Below are 25,345 nucleotides of genomic sequence, written 5' to 3'. Positions count from 1 at the left end.
TCGACGATCGCGGGCACGCACCTATCCTGGGTGTGTGCCCGCTTCCTTGTTGACTGTCGCCGCCATCTGCTTCGAGAACTCCGAGGGGCAGGTGCTCACGGTGCGCAAGCGTGGCACCACGAAGTTCATGCTGCCGGGCGGGAAGCTCGAGCCAGGGGAGTCGCCGAAGGCGGCGGCGATCCGAGAGATCGAGGAGGAGGTGGGCATCTCGCTCGCCGACGCCGACGTCACGTTCCTCGGCGAGTGGCGCACCGCGGCGGCCAACGAGGCCGCGACCGATCTGCTCGGCACCGTGTACCTGGCCGCGCTCGCGGGGGTTCCGCGCGCTCGGGCGGAGATCGATGAGCTTCGGTGGGTGGATGCGTACCCGGGCCCGGATGCCGACCTCGCGGATCTCGCCCCGCTCCTCAGCGAATGCGTGATGCCGGAGTTGCGGAGGCGTCGCGAGGCGAGGCGCTGACCGCCGCGTCTGAATATTCTTCGATATATCGCTTGACACCGAACATTCACCGATATATCGTCGAGCTATCGGAGTTGCACCGTGCAGCTCCGGCAGAAAGGTTCAGCCATGCGCAAGCACTTCACACACACGCACCACCCGTTCGACGCCGAGCGAGCCCACGCCCACGACGGGGGTCGCACCCCCGGCTTCCACAACGAGGCCGGCCGCGACGAACGTGTCCGTCGCTTCTCGCACGGGTTCGGTCCCGGTCGCGGTTTTGGTCCCGGCTTCGGCCCTGCAGGAGGTCACGGGCCAGGATTCGGCCCCAAGTTCGGCCCTCGCGGCCACCGGCGCGCGGGCAAGGGCGACGTCCGCGCCGCCATCCTGTCCCTCCTCGCCGAGGGGCCATCGAACGGCTACGGCCTGATCAAGGGCATCGCCGAGAAGACCGACGGCGTCTGGCGTCCGAGCCCCGGCTCGGTGTACCCGACGCTTCAGCAGCTCGTCGACGAGGAGCTCATCGAGCAGGGCGGCACCGAGAAGAAGCCGGTGTTCGAGCTCAGCGAGTCCGGGCGCACCTACGTGTCCGAGCACGCAGAAGAGCTCGAGCAGGGGTGGCGCGGCGTCGCCGGAATGTCCGAGTCGGCGACCAGTCTCCGAGAGTCGGCCATGCAGTTCATGGGCGTCATGCAGCAGTTCCGGCTCGGTGCGACCGACGAGCAACAGCAAGAAGCCACCAAGGTGCTCGACGACGCCCGCAAGGCGCTGTACGCGATCCTCGCCAAGTAGGCGCCGTGCGCGAGGTCCCGGTCGGCGCATCCCGGCCGGGAGATTCCCCCCGAGAGCTCAGGGGCGCTCGCGCTGCTTCGCGTCGCGTCGTTCCTGGATCTTCGCCTCACGCGCCAGCTTTCGGAGCTCCTTCTCGAGCTCGTCGAACCGGCTCCCGCGTTCCGGGTCGTCCTCTGGCGACGACGGCAGCTGCATCCGCGGGCTGTCCTTCGACCAGGGGTCGAGCAGCTCGTGCTCGATGTGCGCAGAGATCTCAGTCCACGCATCCGCTCTCGCCTGCTCGATGAGACCGTCAACGTACGCCTGGTCCTCGCGGTCGGCTTCGATGCGCTCGCTCACCGCCTGCGACGCGCGCTCCCGAAAGCTCAGCGTCTCGATGTCGGCGTGCCGATAGTCGTGCGCGCTCAGCGACCTGCCCGGTCGCGCACGGTCTCGCACGCCGGCGACCCGCTCCGCCGAGTAACGCAGCTCCTTAAGCACCCGGTCGAGCGACGCGTTCGCCGCATCCCGGTAATCGGCGGCCTCGAACGGCACCTTCTCACCGACCGTGCGCTTGATGATCGCGTTCTTCACGTCGAGCCGGACAATGCGCAGCGCGAGCAGCATGCCGTCGTCGATGGCCTCCGACAACTCAGGGAAGATGACGGGCGGCAAGCCCGTCTTTTTTTTGGGTTTCGTCTGCTGACTCGTCGACGACGTTCGCGATTTCCTCCGCCAGCGGAACATCATCCCTCGTCCTTGCCGGCCCGCTGCTCCGAACCGGCCGTCGCGTCCTGGCGTGGCAGGCCGGCGGCGCCGAGCTTCGTGGCGCCGCGAGAGCGGGCGCGCTGCTCCTCGAGCGCTGCGAGGAACTCCGCCTCCCACTCCGGGGCCACCTCGATGCCCTGGCGCCTCGCCTCCTCGACGCTGAGCTCGCGGGGGAACCCGTGGGTGTCGGAGAGGAGGAAGACGTCCGCGCCCGTGAGCGTCGAGCCCTCGTACGCGGCGAGCGCCTTGAGCCCGCCCTTGAGCGTGCGCCGGAACGAGCGCTCCTCCTTGACGAGGACCGCGATGACCTCGTCGCGTCGCTCGCGGACCTCCGGGTAGTCGTCGACGTACAGGTCGGCGATCGTTGGCACGAGCTCGGCGAAGAAGTTCTCAGAGATGCCCAGGATGAGCGCCTCGCGGATGGCCCGCCGCACGAGGCGGCGCATGACGTAGCCCTGCTCCTTGTTCGACGGCACGACGCCGTCGACGGCCAGGAAGGTCGCTCCGCGCAGATGATCGGCGATGATCCGCATCGAGAGGGTGTGTTCTTCGTAGGTCTCGCCGCTCAGTCGCTCGATGTGCTCGACGATGGGGCGCAGCAGCGAGATGCGGAAGACGTCGGGGGAGTGGATGGCGGCCGCCGCGATGCGCTCGAGGCCCCCGCCGAAGTCGACGTTGCGCCGCTCGAGCTCCGCGAAGGAGCCATCCTCGAGGCGCCGGTACTGCATGAAGACCTGGTTGCCGATCTCCATGAACTGGCCGCTGTCGCTGGCCGGATGCGCCTTGCCGTACGCGGGGTCGTGATGCTCCGGCCCGAAGTCGTAGAAGACCTCGCTGTCGGGTCCGCACGGGTCGCCGATCGGGGTCGCCGCCAGCGAGCCCCCGCGCGACCACCAATTCTCGCCGCCGTCGTAGAAGAAGATGCGTTCGCCCGGGTTGACGCCGCGAGCATCGCCGTCCGCCTGGCTGCCGATGGCCACGATGCCAGCTTCGATGCCGCGCTCCTGGAAGGCGGCCTGCCAGATTCGCGCCGCCTCGTCGTCGCGCGGAATGCCGGCGTCGTCGTCGCCGATGAACGCGGTGACGTACAGGCGGTTCGGGTCGAGCCCGACGGTGTCGACGAGGAATGAGAGGAAGGCGGGGATCTGCGCTGCCTTGAAGTAATCGCCGAGGCTCCAGTTGCCGAGCATCTCAAAGAACGTCGTGTGGCGGTTGTCGCCTACGTCGTCGATATCCTGCGCACGCACGCACGGCTGGCTGTCGGTGAGGCGGGTTCCGGCGGGGTGATCTTCACCGAGCAGGTAGGGGAGGAGGGCCTGCATGCCGCTGCCCGTGAACAGCGTCGAGCCGTCGCCGCGAGGGATCAGCGGGGCCCTGTCGATACGGACGTGGCCGAGTCGCTCCTGGTAGGCGAGGTAGGCATTGCGAATCTCGTGCGCGTCCATGTGCAGAGTGTTTCATACCTGCGGATGCGGGTGCGCGGGATGTCCGTTCGTGGCGGCGGCCCGACCCCCCCCGACGTGTCAGCTAGGCGACCGTCTCCGCCAGGCGAAAGGTGGCCGAGGTCGACTCCTCGCTCAGCCGCCAGAGGCGCTCGGCGCGTTCGCGGTCTCGCTGCGTGGCTGGCTTGTCCAGCTTCACCGGGGCGCCGCGCGTGGTGCGAGCCGGTCCGAGGTAGTCGCCGCCGGCGACGTCGGTGCTCGTGAGCGCATGGACGGCAATCGCGGCGGCACGGTGCTTGCCGTGCGCGAAGGGGCCGGCGATGCGGGAGGCGAAGCGCTGCCAGGCTGTCGGCTCGTTGACGCCCGCGCGAGTCGGCGTCGCTCCGTTGACCGGGATGCCCGGATCGACGACCAGGGCCTCGGCGGGGGCGTCGGCCGCGCGGAGGCGGCGGTCGAGCTCGAACGTGAACATCTCGAGCGCGTGCTTCGACGCGGCGTACGCCCGCTTCGGCTCGTACAGGTGCGTGCTCTGCCAATCTTCGAGGTCGAACGGGTAGATGCGCGTGGCGAGGCTGCCCACCGCGACGACGCGTCGCGGGCCGTCCTCGAGCTCGTCGCCCGGCGACGCCGGCGCCACCAGCGCATCCATGAGTTGCGCCGTCAGCTCGAAGTGGCCGAGGTGGTTCGTTGACATCGTGAGCTCGCGGCCCGCGGAGTCTCGCTCGCGCTGGGCACCCGGGGCCATGTGGGCGGCGTTCAGGAGGACGCCGTCCAGGCGTTCGCGGGCGCTCAGTGAGGCAGCAGCGCTGGCGATGGACTCGCTCGACGTGAGATCGAGCAGGATGCGGCTGGTGCTCGCATCAGGCACCTGCTCGGTGATGGAGATGAGGGCGGTGTTGAGCTTGTCGGGGTTGCGTCCCAGCAGAACGACGTGGTGGCCGCGGCGAGCGAGCTCTTCGGCGGCGAAGTAGCCGACTCCCTGCGTGGCACCGGTGATGGCGAAGGTCTTCATCGTCACACTCCTTCAAGCCTCGAACGTTTCGAGACTCAGAGTACAACGCTTCGATTGCTGAAATATTTCCGTGGCGTAAGGTACTGAATATGGATTCGCTGGAACGGGCGCTTCGTGCCGTCTACGAAACCGCGCAGAGCACCAACGAGGCAGCCGAGCGCGAACTCGAAGCCCTTGGACTGACCTTCCCCACGGCGCAGGCGCTGTGGGCGATCGATCCCGACGCCCAGCCGCCAGCCATGAAGGAGCTCGCGACGAAGCTGCACTGCAACGCGTCGAACCTGACCTTCGTCTCCGACCGCCTCGTCGACCGCGGGCTCGTCGAGCGCCGCGAGGGCGAGCACGACCGCAGATCGCGCGTGCTGACCCTCACCGCCGAGGGGAAGCGGGTGCGGAAGCTGGCCATCGCGGCGCTCAAGCGCGCCTCGCCGCTCGCCGGATGCTCGAGCACCGAGCTCAAGGCCATCGCGAAGAGCCTGAGTGCCTCAGGCGCCTGAAGCCGCTCCGGCCGAACGCGGCGCACGACGCGGCGACGGTCGCTGGAGCGCCTCCTCGGTTGATGACATCGTCTGCGTGGAGCTCCCACGCAGCTCCCGGCTCCTCGCGCTCACGATGGGCGCGGCCAACGTCATCATGCAGCTCTCGAACCCTGCCGTCGGGCAAGGCGTCGCGCACAGCCGCGTGACCAGCGGTCGCCTCGACGTGCATCCGCTCAAGCGCACGAGGACGACCCTCAGCTACCTCGCCGTGGCTGTCCTCGGCACCCCGGAGGAGCGCAGGCTCTACCGCCGGGCCGTCACCCGGCAGCACGCGCAGGTCCGCTCCTACCGCGACCCGCGGGCCACGCAGGACTACTCGGCGCTGTGGGTCGACCTGCAGAAGTGGGTCGCCGCGTGCCTCTTCGTCGGCTCGCGCGACGTGCTGGAGCTCGTCGACGGCCCGCAAGCGGTGGACGTCGCGGAACGCTTCCTGCTCGAGGGGCGCGTGTTCGGCACCACCCTGCAGATGCCGCCGCAGGCCTGGCCCGGCACCCGAGCCGCGTTCGAGGATTACTGGAGCGGCGAGGTCGCCAAGCTGCACGTCGACGACGAGGTGCGCGCCTACCTGCTCGACGTCTCGCGCCTCGAGTTCGCGGCAAAGGTTCTCCCAGCGCGCATGCGCGCCTGGCACCAGCGGCTCACCATCGGCTTCCTGCCCCCGGAATTCCGCCGCGCTCTTCGCGTGCGCTGGACCCCGGCCGATGAGGCGTGGTTCGTTGGCCAGCGCGCCGCCCTCGTGCGCATCGAGCGCGCGCTCCCGCTGGCCGTCTCAGGGCTCGTGTACCGGCTGCTCCTCGCCGACGTGCGCAGGCGCATCCGCCGCGGACAGCCGCTGGTGTGAGTCAGGGCGCTGCGACCCGCTCGGCCCCGCCACCGCACGCCGACCGCAGCGACCCAGGTCGCGCACAGACTCCCGACGCGGGAACGTAACGTGACGTCCACACTCCCGTAGCAGTGCCCGTCCAGGCTCGCACCATGACCACCCGAGTAGACCCGTTCATCGGCACAGAGCCGACTGCGCTGCCGCCGCAGACGGGTCTGGCCGCCACCTGGTGGTGGCCGAAGCCGCAGATCGGCAACACGCACCCTGGCGCCACGTACCCGCTCGGGATGGTGTCGGCGTGCGCCTACTCCGGGGCCTACCCGACCGGCTACGGCCGCTACGACCTCAGCCTCGAGGGAGTGCCCGAGACGATCTACGACCGACCGCTCGCCTCCGGGTTCACCCACTTCCAGCAGTCCGGCACCGGCGCCATCCGCAAGTACTACAACTACTTCCGGGTGACCCCGATGATTGAGCCCCTCGACGTGCTCGGGCGCACCTGGTCGCTGGACGACGAGGACGCGTCGCCCGGCTACTACGCGGCGACCCTCGGCAACGGCATCCGCGCTGAGATCACGGTCGGCCCCAAGAGCGCCGTGCACCGGTACACCTTCCCGAAGCACGCGAGCGCCCGGGTCGTCGTCGACTTCTCGCTCGGCGGCCTCGCCATCCCCTACGGCGCCACCGTGCCGCTGCGGGCCCACCTCGAGACCGTCCGCCCCGGCGTCGCAACGGGCGAGATCGTCGCAGAGGGCGCCCCGCTCGCCGTGCACATCGAGTGCGATACGCCGCAGTGGCGGCAGATGCTGTGGCACGACCGGCGCCTCATGCCAGGCGGAACTCGCCTCGACTTCGACCACATCCGCCCCACCACGCTCCGCCCATTCGGACTCATGTGGGCCGGCCCGAGCGACGAGGGGCAGGTCGTCGAGGTGCGGATCGGGTTCTCGCTGCGCGGAGTCGAGCAGGCCGAGCGCAACCTCAGGGCGGACTGCGGCGACGGAGAGGCGCGCTTCGCCGACCGTGCCGCCGAGACCGAACGCGAATGGCAGGGGCTCCTCGACGAGATTAACGTCGAAACGAGCTCGACCGAGCGCGAGACCGTGTTCTCGACCGCCCTCTACCACTCGTTCGTCAAGCCCTCTTTCGCCTGGGGAGAAAGCCCCTTCTGGCCAAGCGACGGCCCGTTCGTCTTCGACCTGTCGACGATGTGGGACATCTACCGGACCCAGCTGCCCCTGCTCACCGCGCTGCGCCCCGACAAGGCCGTCGAACTCGCCAACGCCCTGCTCACCATTTGCGAAGAAGAAGGCAACTTCCCCATCGGCTACCGCATGGCCAAAGGCAGCGACCGCTTCTCCCGGCAGGGAAGCGCGCTCGCCCACACGTTCCTCGCCGACCTCTGCCAGCTCGGACTCCCCGGCATCGACTGGGACTGGGCCCTCGTGCACATGGCCGACGACCTTCGGCGCACCTACGGCGAGGAATTCCTGCTCCGAGGCACCGCGCATCCCATCACCCACACGCTCGACCTCGCCTTCGGGTACTGGTGCACCGCCCGCGTCGCCGCCAGGGTCGGCGACCTGCAGCTCGTGCAGCAGCTCGAGAAGCGCGCCGGGCAATGGCGAAACGCCTTCGACCCCACCACAGGGCTCCTCGTCGACTCGACCTTCTACGAGGGGTCGAAGCACAACTACTCGTTCCGCATCCTGCACGACATGGCCGGGCGCATGCAGCTGAGCGGCGGACCGGAGGGGTTCGTGGCGCAGCTCGACGAGTTCTTCGGCTACGGCGCGCCGCCCGTCACCCAGCCGGGCCGCTCGCCCGCCGTCGAGGAACTCGCCGCGGGCTACGCACTCGGGCGCTTCGAAGGCCTCAACAACGAGCCAGACATGGAAGCCCCATGGGCCTACCACTACGCCGGCAGGCCAGACCGCACCGCAGAGATCGTGCACGCCGTCACCACGCAGCAGTACGCCACCGGGCGAGGTGGCCTGCCGGGCAACGACGACTCCGGCGGCCTCAGCTCCTGGTACGTCTGGGCCTCGCTCGGGCTCTTCCCCGTCGCAGGCCAGGCCAGCTTCCTCCTCAACGCTCCAGCCTTCGCCGAGACGTCGATCGCGGTCTATGGCGAGCGCTTTCGCGTGACCACCACCGGGTTCCGCGAGCCAGCCCACGGCGGCCCAGTGCAGTACGTGCAGAGCGCCCACCTCGACGGACGACCGCTCAGCCGCAGCTGGCTGTCCCCGAGCGAGCTCATGGCCGCCCAGGAACTGCACCTGGAACTCGGCACCGAGCCCAGCGACTGGGGGACCCGAGCAGGCGACCTGCCCACCTCGTTCCCCGCCCCAGCAACCACCACAGCACACCCACCCCACGTCGGCGCACACCCCTCGACACCAACCCCGGAAGGACCCTGATGAACAAGATCCAGCACCGCCTCGTGATCGTCGTCCGCGCCGATCCCGTCATCTGCGGCCACTCCGTGGAAGCGCGCAACCTCGCCGAGGCGGCGCGCCTGCGCGGCTTCGACGAAGTGCGCATCGTCACCTGGCCCATCGAGCGGCTCCAATCCGCGGGGCTGCCCCTCAAGCCGCTCGACACCGTCATGCCCTACAGCGACGGCATCTTCGTCGACCGCCCGGCCCCCGTCGGCGACTACAAGGTGCCAGACGGCCGCTACCTCGCCGGACTCGTCGGACGCCTCGTCGAGCTGTTCACCGACGGTGTCCCCACGGTCTGCATGTCGCTCTACCTCAGCCCGCACACGCTCGCCGTCGCCGAAGCACTCACCGTCGCGCGGTCGACCGGCCTGCCCGTCAACGTGACGACCATCGCGGAGGCGGTGGGCTCCGACGTCACCAACGTCGTCAAGCACGCCGTCGAAGAGGGGCGCCTGGGTGCTGCCGCCCACATCCTCTCCGCCTACCTCTCCCAAGACGTGTGCGTCGCCGTGTCCGAATACACGAGGGACCTCATCGTGGGGGAGGCCGCGAAGGTCGACGCCCAGCACGGCACCCGCTACGCGCCGCAGTGCGAGAGCCGTATCGAGATCTCCTACCCGGCCATCGACTCCAGTGCCTACGTCGGCCTGGCCGACGCCGACATCACCTCGGCCGTCGAGGCGCGCGGCCTCACGAGGGACCGCTACGTCATGTTCCTCTCCAGGCTGACCGAGGCGAAGGGCGTCGAGGACCTCATCGCCGGGTTCGAGCAGTCGCGCGTCGCCGACGACCCCGAGGTCCAGCTGGTCATCGCCGGCCGCGGGCCGCAGGCCGAGGAACTCAAAGCCATCGGGGCCGTCTCGCCGCTCGCGCACCGCATCCACTTCCTGGAAGACGTCGGCGACGCGGAGAAGCCGTTCCTCATGGCAGGCTGCGCCGCGTTTGTGCTGCCGACGAAGCCACGCCCCGAGTTCATCGAGACGTTCGGTATCGCGCTCGCAGAGAAGATGCTGGCCGGCGGGGGCCCCGTCATCACGACCGTCACGGGCGGGGTAGGGGAAGCCGTTGGCGAGCACGCGCTCATCGTGCCCGTCAACAGCCCGACGGCGATCGCCGAGGCGCTCAACACGGCCGTGCTCGAGACGACGGCCGCCGAGCGCAGGCTGCTCGCCGTGCAGGCAAGGGACTACGCGTTGCAGTTCGACCGACTCGCCGTCTTCGACCGGCTCTTCAGCAGGTTGCCTCAGGCGGCGCTCGCGGCCTGAGGCGCGGAGGCGCGGTGCGCGTCTCGCCGCCGGACCGCATCGCCGCCGACCGCCGGACCGCATCGCCGCCTGAACGCCTGACCAACTTGCGTGATGAAAGCCCCGAACCCGGCACGCCGTGCTGGATCTCGAGGCTTTCGTCACGCAGGTTGGTCAGTGGCGGGCGGGAGGCAGTGCGGATGCTTGCGGAGGGACGGCGTCGGACGGCGTCAGGCAGGGCCGGCCTGCTCGTCAGGCGGCGAGGAGTGCGTCGAGCTTCTCGTACCCCGCGCGAACGCCGTACTCCATGCCGCTGGCGACCAGGCCGTCACGCGCCTCGAACGAGTCGAGCAGGCTGACGCTCGTGACCCGCGTCCGGCCGCCTTCTCGGGGCTCGAACGTGATGGTCTCGAGCAGCACGCTGTCTGGCATCATCTCGAACGTCTGCGTCTGCACGATGCGCTCGTTCTCGCGGATCTCGTGGAACGAGCCGTAGAAGCTCGCGATCTCCTCGCCGTCCTGCAGGTTCACCCAACGGTAGGCGCCGCCTGTCACGGCGTTCCAGTGGTCGACGTTCGTGGCGACCTCGTGCGGTCCAACCCACTTGGTGAAGAGGTCGGGGTCGACAAACGCGCGGAAGACGCGGTCTGGTGTGGCGTCGAACTCGCGCGTGACGGCGACGTTCGGGAGGTCCTCGCCGACGGTGACGACGGTGTCCTTGGCTGAGGTGCTGGTCATGATGGGGTTCCTTTCGTGGGCGGTGGGGTGGGGCTGGGTGCTTCGTGCGAGGGATGCTCGGCCGCGGAGGCTTCGAGGAGCGCGTCGAGCCGGCGGAATCGGGCTTCGGCGGTCGCCTGGTAGCGCTGGATCCATTTGGTCATGAGGCTGAGGACCTCCGCTTCGAGGTGGCGGGGTGCGCGCACGGCGTCGCTGGCGCGGGTGACGAGGCCCGAGTCCTCGAGCACGCGGAGGTGCTTCGAGACGGCCTGCACAGAGATGTCGTAGGGGGCGGCGAGCTCGCCGACGGTGGCGTCACCTTCGGCGAGTCTGGCCACGATGTCTCGTCGGGTCGGGTCGGCGAGGGCAGCGAAGACGGGGGAGAGTGCGTCGGCGTTCATTGCCCTCCGTTCGGTTTCTCAACCGGATGGTTGATAAAACCAGCATGCTCCTCGATCTGGCATTTGTCAACCGTTGGGTTGAGAAGAGCCGCGCGCGAACTCAGGGGGCGACGAGGTCCCTCGCTGCCGAGAGTGCATCGACCGCGGCAGTGCTGTCGACTCGAGCGATGGTTAACGCTCCAACCAGTGCCGCCGTCACGAGGGTCGCGGTCTGGCGCGTGTGCCCTGCTGCGATCGCGCCCCGGGTGATCGCATCCTCGAGCGTCGAGCGGTAGTCGGTGACGGATGCGCGGATCTCAGGGTCGTCTGAGAGTGAGCTGGAGGTCGTTGCGAGAAGCAGGCATCCTCGCACGTCGTCGCGTCGATCCTGCTGGGCGACGGCCCGCGACAGTCGCTCGAGGTAGTCGTCGAGTGCGGAGGGTGCGACAGGGTCGGCGAGCAAGGGGGTGAGCAGTGGATGCACGATGTCGTCGAGGTAGCTCTGGACGGTTGCGTCGAACAGTGCGCGCTTGCTGCCGAAGGTGTTGTAGATGCTCGAACGGCTCAGGCCGGTGGCTGCCTCGAGGTCGCCCGTTGAGGCGGAGTCGTAGCCCACGCGCCAGAACAACGCTCTCGCGCCGGTGACGGCCGCGGTGTGGTCGAAGCTTGTGGTGCGTGCCATGTGGCCCCCGATACTGTAACGTTCGTTACAGAATACACCGATCTAGGAGCCCCCATGCTTGTCGCCGCCCTCGTCTTCGCCGTCCTCGCGGCTCTCCTGCACGTCTACATCTTCGTCCTCGAGTCGGTCCGCTGGACCGCGGCGTCGACGAGGAAGACCTTCGGCGTGCCGTCACTCGAGGTCGCGGAGACCCTCAAGCCCATGGCCTACAACCAGGGCTTCTACAACCTCTTCCTCGCGATCATGGCCGGGCTCGGCGTGGTCCTGGTCGTCGCAGGGCAGCACGCCGTCGGCGCCACGCTCGTCTTCGCCGGCGCCGGATCAATGCTGCTCGCCGCCATCGTCCTCATCACGAACGACCGCACGAAGCTGCGCGCCGGCGCCATGCAGGGCACCTTCCCGCTCATCGCGGTCGCCCTGCTCAGCGTCGCGGCGGCGACCGGCGCGCTCGCGGGCTGAGCTGGGCTCTCGCGAGCCTCGAGCGGGTACGCTCGAGCCATGCAGGAAGCGTCCCCCGAGCCGCAGGCATCGGACTCAGAGCAGCAGGCGGCGATCGCCGTCATCACGGTCTCCGATCGGTCGGCACGCGGCGAGCGCGAAGACCTCTCCGGTCCGGCGGCGGTCGAAGCGCTCACCCGCCACGGCTTCACCTCGGTGACGCTCAGTGTCGTTGCCGACGGGGCCACGGTGGTCCGCGAAGCCATCGCGCAGGCGGCGGATGCGGATGCGCGCGTCATCCTGACGCTCGGCGGCACGGGCCTCTCGCCCCGCGACGAGACCCCTGAGGCCACCTGGCCCCTCATCACCCGAGAGCTTCCCGGCATCGCCGAGGCGCTGCGCGCCACGGCACGCGACACGGTCCCGACGGCCGTGCTCTCGCGGGGCATCGCCGGCATCATCGATCGCCCGGGCCGCGGGGCCCCGAGCCTCGTCGTCAACCTCGCGGGCTCACCGGGGGCGGCGCGCGACGGAGCAGCCCTGCTCGCGCCCCTCATCCCGCACCTCCTCGACCAGCTGCGCGGCGGTGACCACCCTTCGTGAGTCCCAGCCCTCTCGCCCGCGTCACGACCGACGAGCTGCTCCTCTCCGAGCACCTCGCGGCCGTCGACGACCCGCACGCGGGTGCCGTCGTGACCTTCATCGGTCAGATCAGGGACCACGACCCCGAGGCCGCCGGCCAGGTCGTGTCGCTTGACTACACCGCGCATCCCGACGCGCAGCTCGTGCTCGAGCGCCTTGCGGCCGCCCACGCTCGGGAGGGGGTTCGCGTCGCAGTGAGCCACCGCATCGGCCACCTCGACGTCGGCGACATCGCGCTCATCGCGTGCGTCGCGAGTGCCCACCGCGGCGATGCCTACGACGTGAGCCGCGCGCTCGTCGAAGCCGTCAAAGCCGAGGTCCCGATCTGGAAGCAGCAGCACGAAGCCGACGGCAGTGCGTCATGGGTCGGCCTGCCATGACCGCCGTACCCGTCACCATCTCGCGCCGCCCTCGCCTCGTGGAGGCGCAGCTGCCCGCCGCCCCGGGCGACCCGCTGGTCGACACCCACGGGCGCGTGCACCGCGACCTGCGTATCTCGCTGACCGACAAGTGCTCGCTGCGGTGCACCTACTGCATGCCGGCCGAAGGCAACGAGTTCCTCGAGAAGGACAGCATCCTCACGACCGACCAGATCGTGCGCATCGCGCAGCTGGCCGCGGCCTCGGGCATCACGACCTTCCGGCTGACCGGCGGTGAGCCGCTCCTCCGACGCGACGTCGTCGACATCGTGCGCCGGGTCTCCCAGATCGAAGGGCCGGCCGGCCCCGTCCAGGTGGCGATGACCACGAACGGCATCCTGCTGCCGCGCATGCTGCCGCAGCTCATCGACGCGGGCCTCGACCGCCTCAACATCTCCATCGACACGCTGCGCCGCGACCGCTTCGCGTCGCTCACGAGGCGCGACAAGCTCGACGACGTGCTGGCCGGCATCCGTGCGGCTCAGGCCTCCTCGCTTCGGCCGCTCAAGCTGAACGCCGTCGCGATGCGAGGCGTGAACGACGACGAGATCGTGGAGCTCGTGGAGTTCGCGCTCGACCACGACGCGCAAATGCGGTTCATCGAGCAGATGCCGCTCGACGCGGGACACACCTGGGACCGCGCGCAGATGGTGACCCGAGAAGAGCTGCTCGAGGCGCTCTCGGCGAGGTTCGCGCTTGAGCCCGTGCCCGGTCGCGGCGGGGCACCCGCAGAGCGGTGGGCGATCGACGGCGGCCCCCACACGGTCGGCGTGATCGCCTCGGTCACCGCGCCGTTCTGCGGCAACTGCGACCGACTGCGGCTCACCGCCGACGGTCAGCTGCGCAACTGCCTGTTCTCGACCAGCGAGTACGACCTCATGCCGATCCTGCGAGCCGACCCTGGCTTCGCCGCAGACGGCGACGACCGCGGGCGTGAGCGGCACGCGGCGGGGCAGTGGACGCCATCCGAGCTCGCCGTCGATGCCACGCTGCGCTCGTGCATCCACAACAAGCTGCCTGGTCACGCCATCAACGACCCGAGCTTCCTGCAGCCGGCCCGCGGGATGAACGCGATCGGCGGCTAGCGGGCGCTCGCGCAGATCCGGACGCGGTGCTGGCTCGTCACGGGCCCGGCGTCAGCCGCCCGCGAACGGTGGGAGCACATCGACCGACGCCCCCGGCGCGAGCTGGGCCCCGGGGTCGGACGTGCGTGCTCCGTCGACGAGGAACGAGCAGCGGGCGAGTACCTCGGCGACGTGGGCGTCGCCGCCCGGGTTGAGCGCGGCCAGGAGCTCGCCGATCGAGCTGATCTCGAGCGTGAACTCGCTGCCGCCCACGGCTTCCGCGGCGCCCGCGAAGACGCGCACTCGGGATGGCGCGGTCATGATTCGCGCTCCCAGGCGATGGCGCGAGCGGTCACGAGTTCGGCGAGTCTCGCGAAGACCTCCGGGGAGTCGGCGGCGGAGCTCTGGCGACCGAGCGCGAGGCCCAGGGCGAAGGTGGTGAGCGGGGCGGCCGGCCGCGCGACGTTGTGGGCGACGTCCCTGGCCACGTCGAGCAGCGCGCCGACCTCGAGGCGGTCGTCGAGCTCGAGCAGGCGCTGCACCTCGGCCAGCCATTCGTCGAGCGCCTCCGGGGGCAGGTGCTTCGGGGTGTCGTTCATGGCTGCGGGTCCTCTCTCCGGGGGCGTGCGGTGGTCGGTGCGAGCAGCATCGTGCGCGCGACGCACGGCGGCGAGGTGCTCTGGGGTGTCGATGTCGTCGCTGGCGTTGTCGGTGTCGGGCAGCCGCTCGAGGTGGAGGGGCTCGAGGATGCGTCGAAGCGGCAGGCCGTGGACATCGCCCCGGGCGGTCGCGGCGTCGAGCGCCTCCCTGACCGCCGCCGTGCGGTAGAGGCCCGCGAGCCACTGCGTGCGCCCACCGGCGTCGACGATCACCCGCCCGTCACCCTCCGCAGTCCGGCCGGGTTCACCGGGCGACCGGTCATCGGCGTTGAGGAGCAACGCGACGAGGTCCGCCGCGCGCGGGAGATCGCAGGCCAGCAACAGCAGGCGGGACGCCGCCACGGCAGGGAGCGCGGCGGCGAGGCCAGCCGTGGGCCCTCCGAACGGGGGCTCCTCGCGCACGACGACGGCAGGCGCATCCACTGCCACCTGGCCGACGACAAACACGCGGCTGGCGCCCGCGTCGTGGGCTGCGGCGACGGCGATGTCGACCAGCCGCCGCCCGCCCACCTCGAGCTCGCCCTTGCTGACGCCCCCGAGCCGCGAGCCGCGGCCGCCGGCGAGCACCACGGCGTCGAAGTCGGCCTCCTGCCCCGCGTCGGGGGAGTCAGGTGCTACTGCTCGCGAGTCCACGGCCCCGACTTTCCGCCGGTTTTCGCAATGAGCTTGATGTCGCCGATCGTCACCGACTTATCGATGCCCTTCACCATGTCGACGAGCGCGAGCGCCGCCACGGAGACGGCGGTGAACGCCTCCATCTCGACGCCCGTGCGGTCGGCCGTGCGCACGGTCGCCGTGATGAGCACCCCGTCGTCGCGCAGCTGGAGGTCGACGGTGGCGCCGTGCACGCCGATGATGTGGGCGAGTGGCAGCAGCTCAGCGCACTTCTTCGCGCCCTGGATGCCCGCGATGCGGGCCACGGCGAACGCGTCGCCCTTCGGCACGGCGTCGTTCGTGAGGGCCTCGAGCACCTGCCCGCCGCAGTAGACCATGCCGGATGCGGTGGCGGCCCGCACGGTCGGCTGCTTCTCGGTCACGTCGACCATGCGAGCGTGTCCGGCGGCGTCAAGGTGCGTGAAGTTCGTCATGCTCAGAGTCTGGCATCCACGTCCGACATCAGCCGGACGACCTGCACGACGTCGCCAGCCTCGACGCGTTCGACGCTGGCCCCGACGATCGCGTAGCCGTTCGCATCGGCGAGGCTGCCGACCAGGTGCGAGCCCGAGCCGCGCGCCGCTGCCGGGGAGACCGACACCCCCGCGTCGGTCGTGCGGATGCGCGCGGGCAGGTATTGTCGACGGCCCGGCGGCGTGCGCCAGCCGACCTCCGCGACGGCGCTCAACGTCGGGTCCTCGACGACGGATGCGCCCTGCAGGGCACGCAGGCAGGGTCGGACGAAGACGAGGAACGACACCCACGCACTGACCGGGTTGCCTGGCAGGCCGAACACGAGCGGGCCGACCTCCCCGTCGCCAACCCACGGGGCCGCGAGACGGCCGAACCCCTGCGGCTTGCCCGGTTGCATGGCGACCTTCTCGAACCGCACCTGGCCGCCAGGGGAGAGGAGCTCTTTGACGGGGTCGTAGGCGCCCATGCTCACGCCGCCTGTGAGCACGATGACGTCGCAGCGCCGGGCGAGCTCGTGCAGTGCGGCCTCGAGGTGCGTGGTCTCGTCGGAGACGCGCAGCACGTCGATGAGCTCCGCCCCATGCTCCGCGGCCAGCGAGGAGATGAGTAGCGAGTTGGAGTCCGGAATTTGACCGCGCTCGAGCGGTTCACCGGGCGCGACGAGCTCGCTACCCGTCGCGATGACGGCGACGCGGGGGCGGCGGGCGACCTCGATGGTGCCGTAGCCGGCGGAGGCGAGCGCCGAGAGCACCTCGGCGCCTGCGCGTGCTCCCGCCGCGACGAGCGGGTCGCCTGGTGTTCGGTCTTCCCCTGCGACGCGGATGTGCGCGCCGGGGGCGGCGGGCGAGGTGATGCGCACTCGCCGCACGCCACCGTCGCTCGCCTCCACGGGCACGATCGCATCGGCGTCCGACGGGACGGGAGCACCGGTCATGATGCGCGCGGCCTGGCCCGGACCAAGGGAGGGGTTGGCGGATGCGCCAGCAGGCAGGTCCGCCACGACGGCGAGGGTGACGGGGGATTCGGGACTCGCGGCCGCCACGTCGAGGGCGCGGACCGCGTAGCCGTCCATGGCGGAGTTCGTCCAGGGCGGGAGCGAGTACCGGGCCGTGACCGTCTCGGCTATGACCCGGCCGTGGGCAGCCGCGAGGGGGACACGCTCGACCGGCAGCTGCTCAGTCTCCGCAAGCACCCGCGCCAGCTGGGTTTCGACCTCGATCATGCTCCCGCTCCGTCCGTAGCGGCTCCCGCCCGCGGCGACTGCAGAGCCCGCAGCTCGCGGAGCGCTGGGGTCTGCACCACGCGCACCTCGAGACCGTAGGGGGCGAGCAGCAGCGCTGCGCGGCGCGCGCGTGCGGCGGAGACGCAGTACAGGTTCAGCGGGGAGTCCTTCGTGCCCGCGTCCTCGCCGACGAGCCTGTGGACCCGTCCTCGCAGTGCGGCCTCGTCTCGTTCGAGCTGCAGCAGCTCGCTGAGCGGCAGCGACACGGCGCCCGGCACTCCATCGGCCGCGTACTCGTCGGGCTCACGGACATCGACGAACCTGCCGCGCGCATCCCGCAGCGGGTCGAAGTTGATGGGCGACGGCGCTGCGTTCGGCTCGCGCGCCGCGCCCTGCCCGGCGGGTGCCGTATGTTCGCGGGAAGCCGCCCGCAGCGGCACCTCTGAGACGCGCATCGTGAGCGCCTCGACGACGACGAGCCTGCCCAGCAGCGGCTCACCGATGCCGGTGATGAGCTTGATCGCCTCGGCCACCATCATCGAGCCCACGATGCCGCACAGCGCGCCGAGCACCCCGGCCTCGGCGCACGAGGGCACCGAGCCCGCCGGCGGGGGCTCCGGGAAGACGTCTCGGAGGGTGACGCCGTCCGCCGGCTCGGGAGGGGACGACCAGAACACGCTCAGCTGCGCGTCGAAACGCAGCACGGAGGCCCAGACCAAAGGCAGCCCCAGACGCTCGCAGGCGTCGGCCACGGCGTAGCGGGTCGCGAAGTTGTCGGCGCCATCCAGCACAAGATCGTAGGCGCCGAGGATGCGCTCCGCGTTGCGGTCGTCGAGGCGCTCGTCGTGCTCGATGACCTGCACCTGCGGCGCGAGCTGTCGCAGGCTGCGCGCGGCGCTCGAGGTCTTGCGCTCGCCGACGTCCCCGATGCCGTGGATGACCTGCCGGTGCAGGTTGCTCGGCTCGACCGCATCCGCATCGATGACGCCGATCGTGCCGACGCCCGCGGCCGCCAGGTACTGCAGGGCTGGCGCGCCGAGGCCGCCTGCACCGAGCACGGCGACCCGGCTCGCGGCGAGGCGGCGCTGCCCGATCTCACCGAGCTCGGGCAGACGACGCTGCCGTGCGGTGCGGGCGAGCTCGTCGCCGCCGAGCTCGGGGGACGGTTCGACAAGCGGGGCGAGACGCATGGCGTCACCCTACCGCCGCATCCCGAGCGCGCCGCCGCCCGCCCGCGCCCCGCATCCCGCCCGCGCCCCGCATCCCGCCCGCGCGCCGCCGCCCCCACCCGCGCCGACGCGCGTTCCGACCCTGCCGCGGTGCCCGCGGTGCCGCGAGCTGCCCCAAATGGTCGCTGTCGAGCGTCGCAGAGCGACCGTTTGGGGCAACTCGCGGGGAGTGTGGGCGGATGCGCGGTGGCGGGCTAGCATGAGCGCGTGGGTCGGATCACGGTGCGACGGAGCGTCACGCGGCTGAGTCTCGGGCAGCCCCCGAAGACCAAGGCCGACTTCCTCGCGGCCGAAGAGCCCCTCGAGATTCGGGTCGGCGGGCAGCAGCTCGCGATCACGATGCGCACCCCGGGCAACGACTTCGAGCTCGCGGCCGGCTTCCTCGTCTCCGAGGGCGTCATCGCGCGCGGCGAGCAGTTCCAGTCTGCGATGTACTGCGCGGGCGCCGACGGCACTGCCGACGGGCTCAACACCTACAACGTGCTCGACGTGCGCCTCTCCCCGGGCACGCCGAGCCCCGACCCGGACCTCGCCAGGAACTTCTATACGACGAGCTCGTGCGGCCTGTGCGGCAAAGCGAGCATCGACGCCGTCGAGCTGACGTCGAGCTACGATGTGTCGGGCGACCCGGTGACACTGGATGCGGAGCGGCTCGTGACGTTCCCCGAGCGGCTTCGTGAGCAGCAGGCCGTCTTTGAGAAGACCGGCGGGCTGCACGCGGCGGCCCTCTTCGACGCCGCGACGGGTCGGCTGCTGGTGCTGCGGGAAGACGTCGGACGCCACAACGCCGTCGACAAGGTCATCGGGTGGGCAGTGCAGAACGACCGGCTGCCGCTGACCGGCACGGTGCTGCAGGTCTCCGGACGCTCGAGCTTCGAACTCGTGCAGAAGGCGAAGATGGCGGGCATCCCGATCCTCGCAGCGGTCTCGGCGCCGTCGTCGCTCGCGGCGGAACTTGCTGAGGCGAGCGGTATGACGCTCATCGGCTTCCTGCGCGGGGAGTCGATGGTGCTCTACTCGCGGCCGGACCGCATCCTTCACACCGATGACGGCATGGACGCACGCCCGTGAACGTCGACGCGTGGGAGAGCTTCTTCGTCGCCACCGTCGGCGCGGGCGCCGCGCTGGCCGGCCTCATCATCGTGGCCATGTCGGTGAATGTCGCGACGATCATCAAGATCACGAGCATGCCGTCTCGGGCCGGGGCGACGATCGCGTCGCTGCTGCTGATCGTCATCGTCGGCGCGGCTGGCCTGATCCCTGGGATCAGCCTCCCTGCGTTTGGGGCCGTGACGATCGCCTTCACGCTGGTGGTCGCCGCCCTCTACTGGCGGACCAGCGTCATCGGCTTCAGGACCCCGCACGGGCATCTGCGCGACCACGTGCTGCGCGCCGTCTGGAGTGTGCTGCAGGTGCTGCCCATGCTCATCGGGGGCGCGCTCGCGGTCGGGACCTGGGAGGAGTCGCTGTACTGGATCGCCGCGGGGTTCCTTCTGACGTTCGCCGGCGCCACCCTCAACGCCTGGGTGCTGCTGGTCGAGATTCTGCGGTAGGTGCCGCCGGCGGTCTGGCGCAGCCGAGCGGGCTGAACGCTTCCGCGAGCGCATCTGCGGGTCGAACGAGCCGGACCGACTCGCACGTGCGGACTCGCGTGAGATGATGCCCCCATGCCAGATCAGCGATACCGCGTGAGCGAAGCAGCCGCGCTGCTCGGGGTCAGCGATGACACCGTGCGTCGCTGGGGCGCAGGCGGTCGCCTCGACCTGCAGGGCGAGGCCGGTGCGAAGACCGTCTCGGGTCTGCAGCTGGCCGCACTCGCGAAGGAGCTGGCCGAGGGCAGCGGCCGGGCCGAACTCGGCGACCTGCCACCTGCATCCGCTCGCAACCGGATGCGCGGCATTGTCACGAAGCTCACGCTCGACACGGTCATGGCCCAGGTCGACGTTCAGGCCGGACCCTTCAGGATCGTGTCGCTGATCTCACGCGAGGCCGCAGACGAGCTCGCCCTGGAGGTCGGCAGCGTGGTTGTGGCCAGCGTGAAGGCCACCAATGTGGGAATCGAAGGAGTGCACAGTGTCTGAGACCCGCAGATTCCGAACGGTGCGCGCCCTCGCGGCCACGGCCGGTGTCGTGCTTCTGGCCGCGCTCGCGGGCTGCGCTCCGAGCGCCACAAATCCGGGGCCCTCGGCGGGCGCTGAGACCTCGCCGTCGCCCACTGAGACGGGCCCCACTGGCACCGTCACGGTGTACGCGGCCGCCTCGCTCACCGAGACGTTTACGCAGCTCGCAGACGAGTTCGAGGCCGAGCATCCTGGCGTGAGCGTCACGCTCAACTTCGGGGGCAGCTCGACGCTCGCGCAGCAGATCATCACCGGCGGGGCGCCTGTCGACGTCTTCGCGTCGGCCAGCGACACCACCATGAAGTCGGTGGTGGATGCGGGGCTCGTCGAGTGGACGCCCGCGACGTTCACCCGCAACGCCCTCGTCATCGTGACCCCGGCGGGCAACCCGGCGGGCGTCACCGGGCTCGAGGACTTCGCCGACCCGAAGCTGAAGATCGCCCTCTGCGATGCCGAGGTGCCCTGCGGGGCGGCGGCGGCGAAGGTGTTCGAGCAGACCGAGGTGGTTCCGAAGCCTGACACGCTTGAGAGCGACGTGAAGGCGGTGCTGACGAAGGTGCGGCTCGGCGAGGTTGATGCCGGTCTCGTGTACGCGACCGACGCGAAGAGCGCTGCGGGCGAGGTCGAGGCCATCGAGTTTCCGGAGGCGCTGGACGCCGTCAACAACTACGGCATCGTCCCGCTCAAGGCAGCTCCGAACCCGGAAGCGGCCGCCGCGTTCACCGAGTTCATCTTGACGGCTCGAGGCGTCGAGGTCTTCGAGGAAGCCGGCTTCCTCAGCCTGACATGAGCGGGGAGATCCGGCGCCCTCCAGGGGTGCTTACCCCGTTCGCGGCCGTCGCTCTGGCGCTGCTGGTGCTGCCCCTCGTGGCCCTGGTGCTGCGAGTGCCCTGGTCGGATTTGCCTGCCGTCGTCGCGCAGCCCGCCGTGGGCGAGGCCCTCTGGCTGTCCCTCTCCTGCGCGATTCTGGCCACGGTCGCCTGCCTGGTGATCGGGGTTCCGCTGGCGTGGTGGCTCGCCTCGCTGGCGCAGGTGCCTGGCCAGCGTCTCTATCGGGTGGTCCGCGTGCTCGTGCTTGTCCCGCTCGTGCTGCCGCCGGTGGTCGGCGGCCTCGCATTGCTGCTGCTGTTCGGCCGCTCCGGTCTCCTTGGCGCCCCGATCGCGCAGCTCACGGGCTTCAGCCTGCCGTTCACGAGCGCTGCCGTTGTCGTCGCGCAGACCTTCGTCGCCTTGCCGTTTCTGGTCATCGCAGTCGAGGGTGCCCTGCTCGGGGCGGATCGCCGTGTCGAGGATGCGGCGGCGACGCTCGGTGCGACGCGCTGGTTCACGTTCGCTCACGTCACCCTGCCCATGGTGGCGCCTGCGATCGGCGCTGGCGCGGTGCTCGCCTTCGCTCGCGCCCTCGGTGAGTTCGGCGCGACGATCACCCTCGCCGGCAGCCTCCCGGGGGTGACGCGCACGATGCCGATCTCGACCTATCTCGCTATGCAGTCTGACCCCGATGCGGCGATCGCGCTGGCGCTGCTGCTCCTCGTCGTCTCGGTGCTCGTGCTCTTCGCGCTGCGGGGCCGCTGGATCGGGGGCGTCACGGCGACCGCCCCACGAGCTCAAGCCGAGGCCGAGGCTGAGGCCGTGGCCGGAGGTCGGGGAGGACCGGAGTGACCGCCGGGCTCTCGCTCGATGCGAGCGTTGTCGTCGGCGGCTTCCGGGCGGAGTACGCGCTCGACGTGCACCCCGGGGAGGTGCTCGCGGTGCTCGGCCCGAACGGGGCGGGAAAGTCGACGCTGCTGCGCGCGATCGCGGGTCTGGCTCCGCTCGAACGAGGAACCCTGCGCCTCGGTCCGGTGCTGGCCGAGGAGGCCCCGAGCGGGGTGCGGCTGAGTGCGCGGGAGCGGCACCTCGGCGTCGTCTTCCAGGACTACGCACTGTTCGGCCACCTGAGCGCGCTCGACAACGTCGCCTTCGGACTTCGGGCTCGCGGATCCGCGCGGGCGGAGGCCCGCACCGCCGCGTCTGCCTGGCTTGAGCGCCTCGGCGTCGGCGAGCTCGCCGACCGCCGCCCCGGGCAGCTCTCTGGCGGCCAAGCGCAGAAGATCGCGTTGGCACGAGCGCTCGCGACCTCGCCGCAGGTCTTGCTGCTGGATGAGCCGCTCGCGGCCCTCGACGTCGAATCGCGATCTGCGGTCCGCTCGGAGTTGCGTCGTGTGCTCGCCAGCTTCAACGGGGCCGCGCTGGTCGTCACGCACGATGCGACGGATGCGGCGGCGCTCGCCGACCGGATCGCGGTCGTCGAGCGGGGGCGGATCACGCAGCTCGGTACACCTGAGGCGCTCGCCGACGGCCCGGCGACGGCGTACGTCGCGGCCCTTGTCGGCCGTACGGGCTTCGAGGTGCAGTGGCGTGGCGCTGGTGTGGCCGTGCACGCAGCGCTTGGCGCGATAGAGGGCCGACTCGCGGGTCCGGCGGGGGCGGATCCGGTGGGAGCGGGTCCGGCGGGAGCGGATGCGGGGCCCACCGCGCCCACAGCACCCGCCGAACCGGGGGAGCGGATGTTCGCGAGCATCCGCTGCGACCGGGTCCAGCTGCTGCTCCCCGAAGAGCGCGACGCTGGGCTGCGAGCTGCGGACGCGCGGCAATCCGCGTCGAACCCTCGACTGCAGTCCAACGTCTGGGCTGCGAAGGTCGAGCGCCTCGAGCGAGGACTCGGCTCGATGACGGCTACACTGCTCATCGGCGACCAGCGGCAGCCGTCCCGTCTCACGGCGAGGCTCCCGTTCGATACCGGCGCACGCAGTCCAGGGGGACTACACGAAGGCCAGTCGGTGATCGCCCACCTGCCACCAGCGCACGTCGCGTTCGCCGCGACGCGCTGAGCGACGCGCCGGGGAATGCCGCGTGCATCCGCGGTGTTAACAGCAACCGTGCGGGCGTGCCCGCGCGCCACGTTCTGAACCCTTCAAGGAGTACTGTGACCGACTCGCGCACCGCGACACGCGACGCCGAACCGACCCCAGCCGGAGCCGCATCCGCGGCCCCGGCCGATGCAGCGAGCCATCAGGGCACCGACCCCCGCACTCGCTTCGTCATCCCGCTCCTGCTCGTCTCCGCCTTCGTCGTGATCCTCAACGAGACGATCATGGGCGTGGCACTTCCGGCCCTGAACGCCGACCTCGGCATCCCGCTGGCCACGGGGCAGTGGCTCACGACCGCCTTCATGCTCGTCATGGCCGTCGTCATCCCGATCACCGGCTTCCTGCTGCAGCGCTTCCACGTTCGCCAGGTATTCATGGCGGCGATGATCCTCTTCTCGCTGGGAACGCTGCTGAGCTTCCTCGCGCCAGGATTCGAGATCCTGCTGCTCGGCCGCATCGTGCAGGCCTCCGGCACCGCCATCATGATGCCGCTGCTCATGACGACGGTGCTCAACATGGTCCCGCCAGAGCGTCGAGGCCGCACGATGGGCAACATCTCGATCGTCATCTCGGTGGCACCGGCCGTCGGGCCCACCGTTTCCGGCCTCATCCTGCAGGTCTTCGAATGGCGGTGGATGTTCGGCTTCGTGCTGCCCATCGCCATCGTCGCCCTCGTGCTGGGCGCGCTGTTCATCAAGAACGTCACCGAGCCGCGCCAAGCCAAGATCGACGTGCTCTCGGTCATCCTCTCTGCCTTCGCCTTCGGTGGCCTCGTCTACGGCTTCTCGGGCCTCGGTGAGAGCTCCGCGACCGCGGTCGTCCCCGCCTTCGTGCCGATCCTCGTCGGGGCACTGGCGCTCGGCGCGTTCATCTGGCGCCAGATCGCGCTGTCCCGCAAGGACGCCGCGCTGCTCGACCTGCGCGTCTTCACGAGCCGCCAGTTCACGGTCTCGTTCGTGTTGCTCGCCGTGAGCTTCATGTCGCTGTTCGGCACGATCATCCTGCTGCCCATCTACATGCAGGAGGTGCTCGGCTACGACACGCTGCGGGCCGGGCTGACCCTGCTGCCTGGTGGCCTCACGATGGGTCTGCTCGCACCGATCGTCGGACGCCTGTTCGACCGCCTCGGCACCAAGCCGCTCATCATCCCGGGTTCCATCGTCGTGAGCCTGGCGATCTGGGGCATGACGATGCTCAGCGAGAACTCGGAGCAGTGGATGGTCATCGCCGCTCACGTGACCCTCTCGGTCGGGCTCGCGCTCATGTTCACGCCGCTCATGACCAGCGCGCTCGGCGACCTGCCGAAGTCCCGCTACTCGCACGGCTCCGCCGTCGTGTCCACGGCGCAGCAGCTGGCGGGCGCGGCCGGCACCGCGATGTTCGTCGTCGTCATGGCGAACTCGACGGTCGCAGCCGCCGGGCAGGGCTTCGGCCCGATCGCGGCGGAGGCGCAGGGTATCCACTCGGCCTTCCTCGTCGGCGCGTGCATCTCGCTCGTGACCATCGCCGGCACGTTCTTCGTGAAGTCGACGCCGAAGCGCGCCGACGCGGAGATCCCCGCGGCGCACTAGGCGCGTTCGGCGGTCGCAGTCAGCGACGCGACAGGGCCCGACACCGGTACAGCTCCCGGGGCCGGGCCCTGTCGCCGTTTCGGCGGGTGTGCGTCGAATGCCGGTCGCGCGCGCCGCTCGACGAGGTTTGCGAAGATGGGGAGTCGAGCATCCATCGAGCTGAGGAGCGACCATGGCTGACGCCCCCGAGATCGTCGAGAAGTCCATCACCTTCGAGGCCGCTCCCGAGCGCCTGTGGGGGATGCTCACCGACCAGGAGTCGTTTGCGACCTGGTACGCGTTCGGCGGCGCGACCATTGAGGCGGAGCCCGGCGGTGTGCTCGCCGTGCACTGGCCCGAGCACGGCACGTTCCGGGGCGAGGTGACGCTGGTGGAGTCGCCGCGGCGGTTCGGCTATCGGCTCGCCGCGGTGCCGGAGGAGGACCCGAAGCCGCAGAACAGCACGGTCGTGGAGTTCACGATCGAACCGGCCGACGGGGGCTCGGCGCTGACGGTCAGGCATTCGGGCTTCGAGGACCTCGAGGGGCTTGCTGCTGACTCGTCGTCGGCCGAGATCGAGACGATGGCGTGGACGGCTGCGCTGCCGCTCCTGCGTGAGGCCCTTGGCGAGGCCCCGGCGGAGGACCTGCCGCTGCTCTGAGGCAGGGAGGCGGATGCACCCGCGGCTCGGCAGAAGTTAC

At 70.3% G+C, this 25,345-nt stretch carries 29 protein-coding genes; 18 read left to right on the top strand and 11 right to left on the bottom strand.

All coding sequences use genetic code 11. The annotated features are described in order from the left end of the window. Positions 1-34: 34 nt before the first annotated feature. Positions 35-460, top strand: a complete 426-nt coding sequence (locus tag ACPYN9_RS05095; RefSeq protein WP_424464490.1) for an NUDIX hydrolase — start codon at positions 35-37, stop codon at positions 458-460. A gap of 108 nt (positions 461-568) precedes the next feature. Continuing rightward, positions 569-1,231, top strand: a complete 663-nt coding sequence (locus tag ACPYN9_RS05090) for a PadR family transcriptional regulator (RefSeq protein WP_424464489.1) — start codon at positions 569-571, stop codon at positions 1,229-1,231. Between the two features lie 57 nt (positions 1,232-1,288). Here the strand turns inward: ACPYN9_RS05090 and ACPYN9_RS05085 are convergent, their stop codons facing one another. The 3 genes from ACPYN9_RS05085 to ACPYN9_RS05075 form a co-directional block, all read right to left on the bottom strand. Further along, positions 1,289-1,885, bottom strand: a complete 597-nt coding sequence (locus ACPYN9_RS05085) for a hypothetical protein (protein WP_424464487.1) — start codon at positions 1,883-1,885, stop codon at positions 1,289-1,291. A 71-nt stretch (positions 1,886-1,956) separates the two neighbouring features. Continuing rightward, positions 1,957-3,423 (bottom strand): alanine--tRNA ligase-related protein, encoded by a 1,467-nt coding sequence (locus ACPYN9_RS05080; protein ID WP_424464485.1) that lies wholly within the window; start codon positions 3,421-3,423, stop codon positions 1,957-1,959. A gap of 82 nt (positions 3,424-3,505) precedes the next feature. Continuing rightward, positions 3,506-4,432 (bottom strand): SDR family NAD(P)-dependent oxidoreductase, encoded by a 927-nt coding sequence (locus ACPYN9_RS05075; protein WP_424464483.1) that lies wholly within the window; start codon positions 4,430-4,432, stop codon positions 3,506-3,508. An 89-nt stretch (positions 4,433-4,521) separates the two neighbouring features. Between ACPYN9_RS05075 and ACPYN9_RS05070 the strand changes: the two genes are divergently transcribed. The 4 genes from ACPYN9_RS05070 (at position 4,522) to ACPYN9_RS05055 (ending at position 9,503) form a co-directional block, all read left to right on the top strand. After that, a complete protein-coding gene (locus ACPYN9_RS05070) occupies positions 4,522-4,929 on the top strand; it encodes a MarR family winged helix-turn-helix transcriptional regulator (protein WP_424464482.1) in 408 nt (135 codons plus the stop codon). Next, positions 4,913-5,812, top strand: coding sequence for an oxygenase MpaB family protein (locus tag ACPYN9_RS05065; RefSeq protein WP_424464480.1), 900 nt, complete (start codon positions 4,913-4,915; stop codon positions 5,810-5,812). The genes ACPYN9_RS05070 and ACPYN9_RS05065 overlap by 17 nt, the downstream gene beginning before the upstream one ends. A 134-nt stretch (positions 5,813-5,946) precedes the next feature. Beyond that, entirely contained in the window at positions 5,947-8,214 is a 2,268-nt protein-coding gene (locus ACPYN9_RS05060) for a glycoside hydrolase domain-containing protein (protein WP_424464478.1), read from the top strand. Beyond that, the gene (locus ACPYN9_RS05055) at positions 8,214-9,503 is read left to right on the top strand and encodes a glycosyltransferase family 4 protein (RefSeq protein ID WP_424464476.1); all 1,290 of its coding nucleotides are present in this window, start codon (positions 8,214-8,216) and stop codon (positions 9,501-9,503) included. Before ACPYN9_RS05060 ends, ACPYN9_RS05055 begins: the two co-directional genes overlap by 1 nt. Before the next feature lie 231 nt (positions 9,504-9,734). Here the strand turns inward: ACPYN9_RS05055 and ACPYN9_RS05050 are convergent, their stop codons facing one another. From ACPYN9_RS05050 to ACPYN9_RS05040, 3 genes are all read right to left on the bottom strand, one after another. After that, on the bottom strand, positions 9,735-10,220 hold the full coding sequence (locus ACPYN9_RS05050; RefSeq protein WP_424464474.1) for an SRPBCC family protein: 486 nt from the start codon (positions 10,218-10,220) through the stop codon (positions 9,735-9,737). Then, positions 10,217-10,600 (bottom strand): ArsR/SmtB family transcription factor, encoded by a 384-nt coding sequence (locus ACPYN9_RS05045; RefSeq protein WP_424464472.1) that lies wholly within the window; start codon positions 10,598-10,600, stop codon positions 10,217-10,219. Before ACPYN9_RS05045 ends, ACPYN9_RS05050 begins: the two co-directional genes overlap by 4 nt. Positions 10,601-10,700: 100 nt before the next feature. Further along, the gene (locus tag ACPYN9_RS05040) at positions 10,701-11,261 is read right to left on the bottom strand and encodes a TetR/AcrR family transcriptional regulator (RefSeq protein ID WP_424464470.1); all 561 of its coding nucleotides are present in this window, start codon (positions 11,259-11,261) and stop codon (positions 10,701-10,703) included. Between the two features lie 54 nt (positions 11,262-11,315). Between ACPYN9_RS05040 and ACPYN9_RS05035 the strand changes: the two genes are divergently transcribed. From ACPYN9_RS05035 to moaA, 4 genes are read left to right on the top strand one after another with little or no spacing between them, the layout of a single operon-like run. Next, on the top strand, positions 11,316-11,720 hold the full coding sequence (locus tag ACPYN9_RS05035) for a DUF1304 domain-containing protein (protein ID WP_424464468.1): 405 nt from the start codon (positions 11,316-11,318) through the stop codon (positions 11,718-11,720). Between the two features lie 39 nt (positions 11,721-11,759). Next, positions 11,760-12,302 carry a MogA/MoaB family molybdenum cofactor biosynthesis protein gene (locus ACPYN9_RS05030; protein ID WP_424464467.1) on the top strand — a complete coding sequence of 181 codons (543 nt, stop codon included), beginning with the start codon at positions 11,760-11,762 and terminating at the stop codon, positions 12,300-12,302. Further along, a complete protein-coding gene (locus ACPYN9_RS05025; protein ID WP_424464465.1) occupies positions 12,299-12,721 on the top strand; it encodes a molybdenum cofactor biosynthesis protein MoaE in 423 nt (140 codons plus the stop codon). The genes ACPYN9_RS05030 and ACPYN9_RS05025 overlap by 4 nt, the downstream gene beginning before the upstream one ends. Continuing rightward, positions 12,718-13,845 carry a GTP 3',8-cyclase MoaA gene (gene moaA / locus ACPYN9_RS05020; RefSeq protein WP_424464464.1) on the top strand — a complete coding sequence of 376 codons (1,128 nt, stop codon included), beginning with the start codon at positions 12,718-12,720 and terminating at the stop codon, positions 13,843-13,845. The genes ACPYN9_RS05025 and moaA overlap by 4 nt, the downstream gene beginning before the upstream one ends. Before the next feature lie 51 nt (positions 13,846-13,896). On the opposite strand, the gene ACPYN9_RS05015 is transcribed toward moaA, so the two are convergent. The 5 genes from ACPYN9_RS05015 to ACPYN9_RS04995 are packed head-to-tail and all read right to left on the bottom strand — an operon-like array spanning position 13,897 to position 18,023. Beyond that, the gene (locus tag ACPYN9_RS05015) at positions 13,897-14,145 is read right to left on the bottom strand and encodes a MoaD/ThiS family protein (protein ID WP_424464462.1); all 249 of its coding nucleotides are present in this window, start codon (positions 14,143-14,145) and stop codon (positions 13,897-13,899) included. Beyond that, the gene (locus ACPYN9_RS05010; protein ID WP_424464460.1) at positions 14,142-15,116 is read right to left on the bottom strand and encodes an NTP transferase domain-containing protein; all 975 of its coding nucleotides are present in this window, start codon (positions 15,114-15,116) and stop codon (positions 14,142-14,144) included. Before ACPYN9_RS05010 ends, ACPYN9_RS05015 begins: the two co-directional genes overlap by 4 nt. Next, positions 15,098-15,571: a cyclic pyranopterin monophosphate synthase MoaC gene (gene moaC, locus ACPYN9_RS05005; protein WP_424464458.1), complete on the bottom strand. Its 474-nt coding sequence runs from the start codon at positions 15,569-15,571 to the stop codon at positions 15,098-15,100. Before moaC ends, ACPYN9_RS05010 begins: the two co-directional genes overlap by 19 nt. 2 nt (positions 15,572-15,573) lie before the next feature. Beyond that, positions 15,574-16,833, bottom strand: coding sequence for a gephyrin-like molybdotransferase Glp (glp, locus tag ACPYN9_RS05000; RefSeq protein WP_424464456.1), 1,260 nt, complete (start codon positions 16,831-16,833; stop codon positions 15,574-15,576). After that, entirely contained in the window at positions 16,830-18,023 is a 1,194-nt protein-coding gene (locus tag ACPYN9_RS04995) for a ThiF family adenylyltransferase (RefSeq protein ID WP_424464454.1), read from the bottom strand. Before ACPYN9_RS04995 ends, glp begins: the two co-directional genes overlap by 4 nt. 246 nt (positions 18,024-18,269) lie before the next feature. On the opposite strand from ACPYN9_RS04995, the gene fdhD reads away from it, so the two are divergent. The 8 genes from fdhD (at position 18,270) to ACPYN9_RS04955 (ending at position 25,305) form a co-directional block, all read left to right on the top strand. Continuing rightward, positions 18,270-19,133 carry a formate dehydrogenase accessory sulfurtransferase FdhD gene (fdhD, locus tag ACPYN9_RS04990; protein ID WP_424464452.1) on the top strand — a complete coding sequence of 288 codons (864 nt, stop codon included), beginning with the start codon at positions 18,270-18,272 and terminating at the stop codon, positions 19,131-19,133. Continuing rightward, complete coding sequence (locus ACPYN9_RS04985; protein ID WP_424464450.1) at positions 19,130-19,615, top strand: hypothetical protein; 486 nt, start codon at positions 19,130-19,132, stop codon at positions 19,613-19,615. The genes fdhD and ACPYN9_RS04985 overlap by 4 nt, the downstream gene beginning before the upstream one ends. A 114-nt stretch (positions 19,616-19,729) precedes the next feature. After that, entirely contained in the window at positions 19,730-20,143 is a 414-nt protein-coding gene (locus ACPYN9_RS04980) for a TOBE domain-containing protein (RefSeq protein ID WP_424464448.1), read from the top strand. Further along, a complete protein-coding gene (modA, locus tag ACPYN9_RS04975) occupies positions 20,136-20,972 on the top strand; it encodes a molybdate ABC transporter substrate-binding protein (RefSeq protein WP_424464446.1) in 837 nt (278 codons plus the stop codon). Before ACPYN9_RS04980 ends, modA begins: the two co-directional genes overlap by 8 nt. Continuing rightward, the gene (locus ACPYN9_RS04970; RefSeq protein WP_424464445.1) at positions 20,969-21,844 is read left to right on the top strand and encodes an ABC transporter permease; all 876 of its coding nucleotides are present in this window, start codon (positions 20,969-20,971) and stop codon (positions 21,842-21,844) included. The genes modA and ACPYN9_RS04970 overlap by 4 nt, the downstream gene beginning before the upstream one ends. Continuing rightward, entirely contained in the window at positions 21,841-23,055 is a 1,215-nt protein-coding gene (locus tag ACPYN9_RS04965; protein ID WP_424464443.1) for an ABC transporter ATP-binding protein, read from the top strand. The genes ACPYN9_RS04970 and ACPYN9_RS04965 overlap by 4 nt, the downstream gene beginning before the upstream one ends. A gap of 95 nt (positions 23,056-23,150) precedes the next feature. Further along, entirely contained in the window at positions 23,151-24,665 is a 1,515-nt protein-coding gene (locus ACPYN9_RS04960) for an MDR family MFS transporter (protein WP_424464442.1), read from the top strand. A 172-nt stretch (positions 24,666-24,837) separates the two neighbouring features. Beyond that, on the top strand, positions 24,838-25,305 hold the full coding sequence (locus ACPYN9_RS04955; protein ID WP_424464441.1) for an SRPBCC domain-containing protein: 468 nt from the start codon (positions 24,838-24,840) through the stop codon (positions 25,303-25,305). Positions 25,306-25,345 lie beyond the last annotated feature (40 nt).

The organism is Pseudoclavibacter helvolus, from assembly GCF_049707175.1.
GTDB classification, from domain to species: Bacteria; Actinomycetota; Actinomycetes; order Actinomycetales; family Microbacteriaceae; genus Pseudoclavibacter; species Pseudoclavibacter helvolus_A.
Note: the sequence above shows the minus strand (reverse complement) of the source record. Positions and strands in the feature narration are given on the sequence as shown.

Bases quoted from the DNA above. Each gene is read 5' to 3' on its own strand.
- ACPYN9_RS05080 (WP_424464485.1), bottom strand. From the start codon at position 3,423: ATGGACGCGCACGAGATTCGCAATGCCTACCTCGCCTACCAGGAGCGA.
- ACPYN9_RS05070 (WP_424464482.1), top strand. From the start codon at position 4,522: ATGGATTCGCTGGAACGGGCGCTTCGTGCCGTCTACGAAACCGCGCAG.
- ACPYN9_RS04995 (WP_424464454.1), bottom strand. From the start codon at position 18,023: ATGCGTCTCGCCCCGCTTGTCGAACCGTCCCCCGAGCTCGGCGGCGAC.
- ACPYN9_RS05090 (WP_424464489.1), top strand. From the start codon at position 569: ATGCGCAAGCACTTCACACACACGCACCACCCGTTCGACGCCGAGCGA.
- ACPYN9_RS04955 (WP_424464441.1), top strand. From the start codon at position 24,838: ATGGCTGACGCCCCCGAGATCGTCGAGAAGTCCATCACCTTCGAGGCC.
- ACPYN9_RS04980 (WP_424464448.1), top strand. From the start codon at position 19,730: ATGCCAGATCAGCGATACCGCGTGAGCGAAGCAGCCGCGCTGCTCGGG.
- ACPYN9_RS05035 (WP_424464468.1), top strand. From the start codon at position 11,316: ATGCTTGTCGCCGCCCTCGTCTTCGCCGTCCTCGCGGCTCTCCTGCAC.
- ACPYN9_RS05040 (WP_424464470.1), bottom strand. From the start codon at position 11,261: ATGGCACGCACCACAAGCTTCGACCACACCGCGGCCGTCACCGGCGCG.
- ACPYN9_RS05050 (WP_424464474.1), bottom strand. From the start codon at position 10,220: ATGACCAGCACCTCAGCCAAGGACACCGTCGTCACCGTCGGCGAGGAC.
- moaC (WP_424464458.1), bottom strand. From the start codon at position 15,571: ATGACGAACTTCACGCACCTTGACGCCGCCGGACACGCTCGCATGGTC.
- ACPYN9_RS05045 (WP_424464472.1), bottom strand. From the start codon at position 10,600: ATGAACGCCGACGCACTCTCCCCCGTCTTCGCTGCCCTCGCCGACCCG.
- ACPYN9_RS05055 (WP_424464476.1), top strand. From the start codon at position 8,214: ATGAACAAGATCCAGCACCGCCTCGTGATCGTCGTCCGCGCCGATCCC.
- ACPYN9_RS05030 (WP_424464467.1), top strand. From the start codon at position 11,760: ATGCAGGAAGCGTCCCCCGAGCCGCAGGCATCGGACTCAGAGCAGCAG.
- glp (WP_424464456.1), bottom strand. From the start codon at position 16,833: ATGATCGAGGTCGAAACCCAGCTGGCGCGGGTGCTTGCGGAGACTGAG.
- ACPYN9_RS05075 (WP_424464483.1), bottom strand. From the start codon at position 4,432: ATGAAGACCTTCGCCATCACCGGTGCCACGCAGGGAGTCGGCTACTTC.
- ACPYN9_RS05060 (WP_424464478.1), top strand. From the start codon at position 5,947: ATGACCACCCGAGTAGACCCGTTCATCGGCACAGAGCCGACTGCGCTG.
- ACPYN9_RS04970 (WP_424464445.1), top strand. From the start codon at position 20,969: ATGAGCGGGGAGATCCGGCGCCCTCCAGGGGTGCTTACCCCGTTCGCG.
- moaA (WP_424464464.1), top strand. From the start codon at position 12,718: ATGACCGCCGTACCCGTCACCATCTCGCGCCGCCCTCGCCTCGTGGAG.
- ACPYN9_RS05015 (WP_424464462.1), bottom strand. From the start codon at position 14,145: ATGACCGCGCCATCCCGAGTGCGCGTCTTCGCGGGCGCCGCGGAAGCC.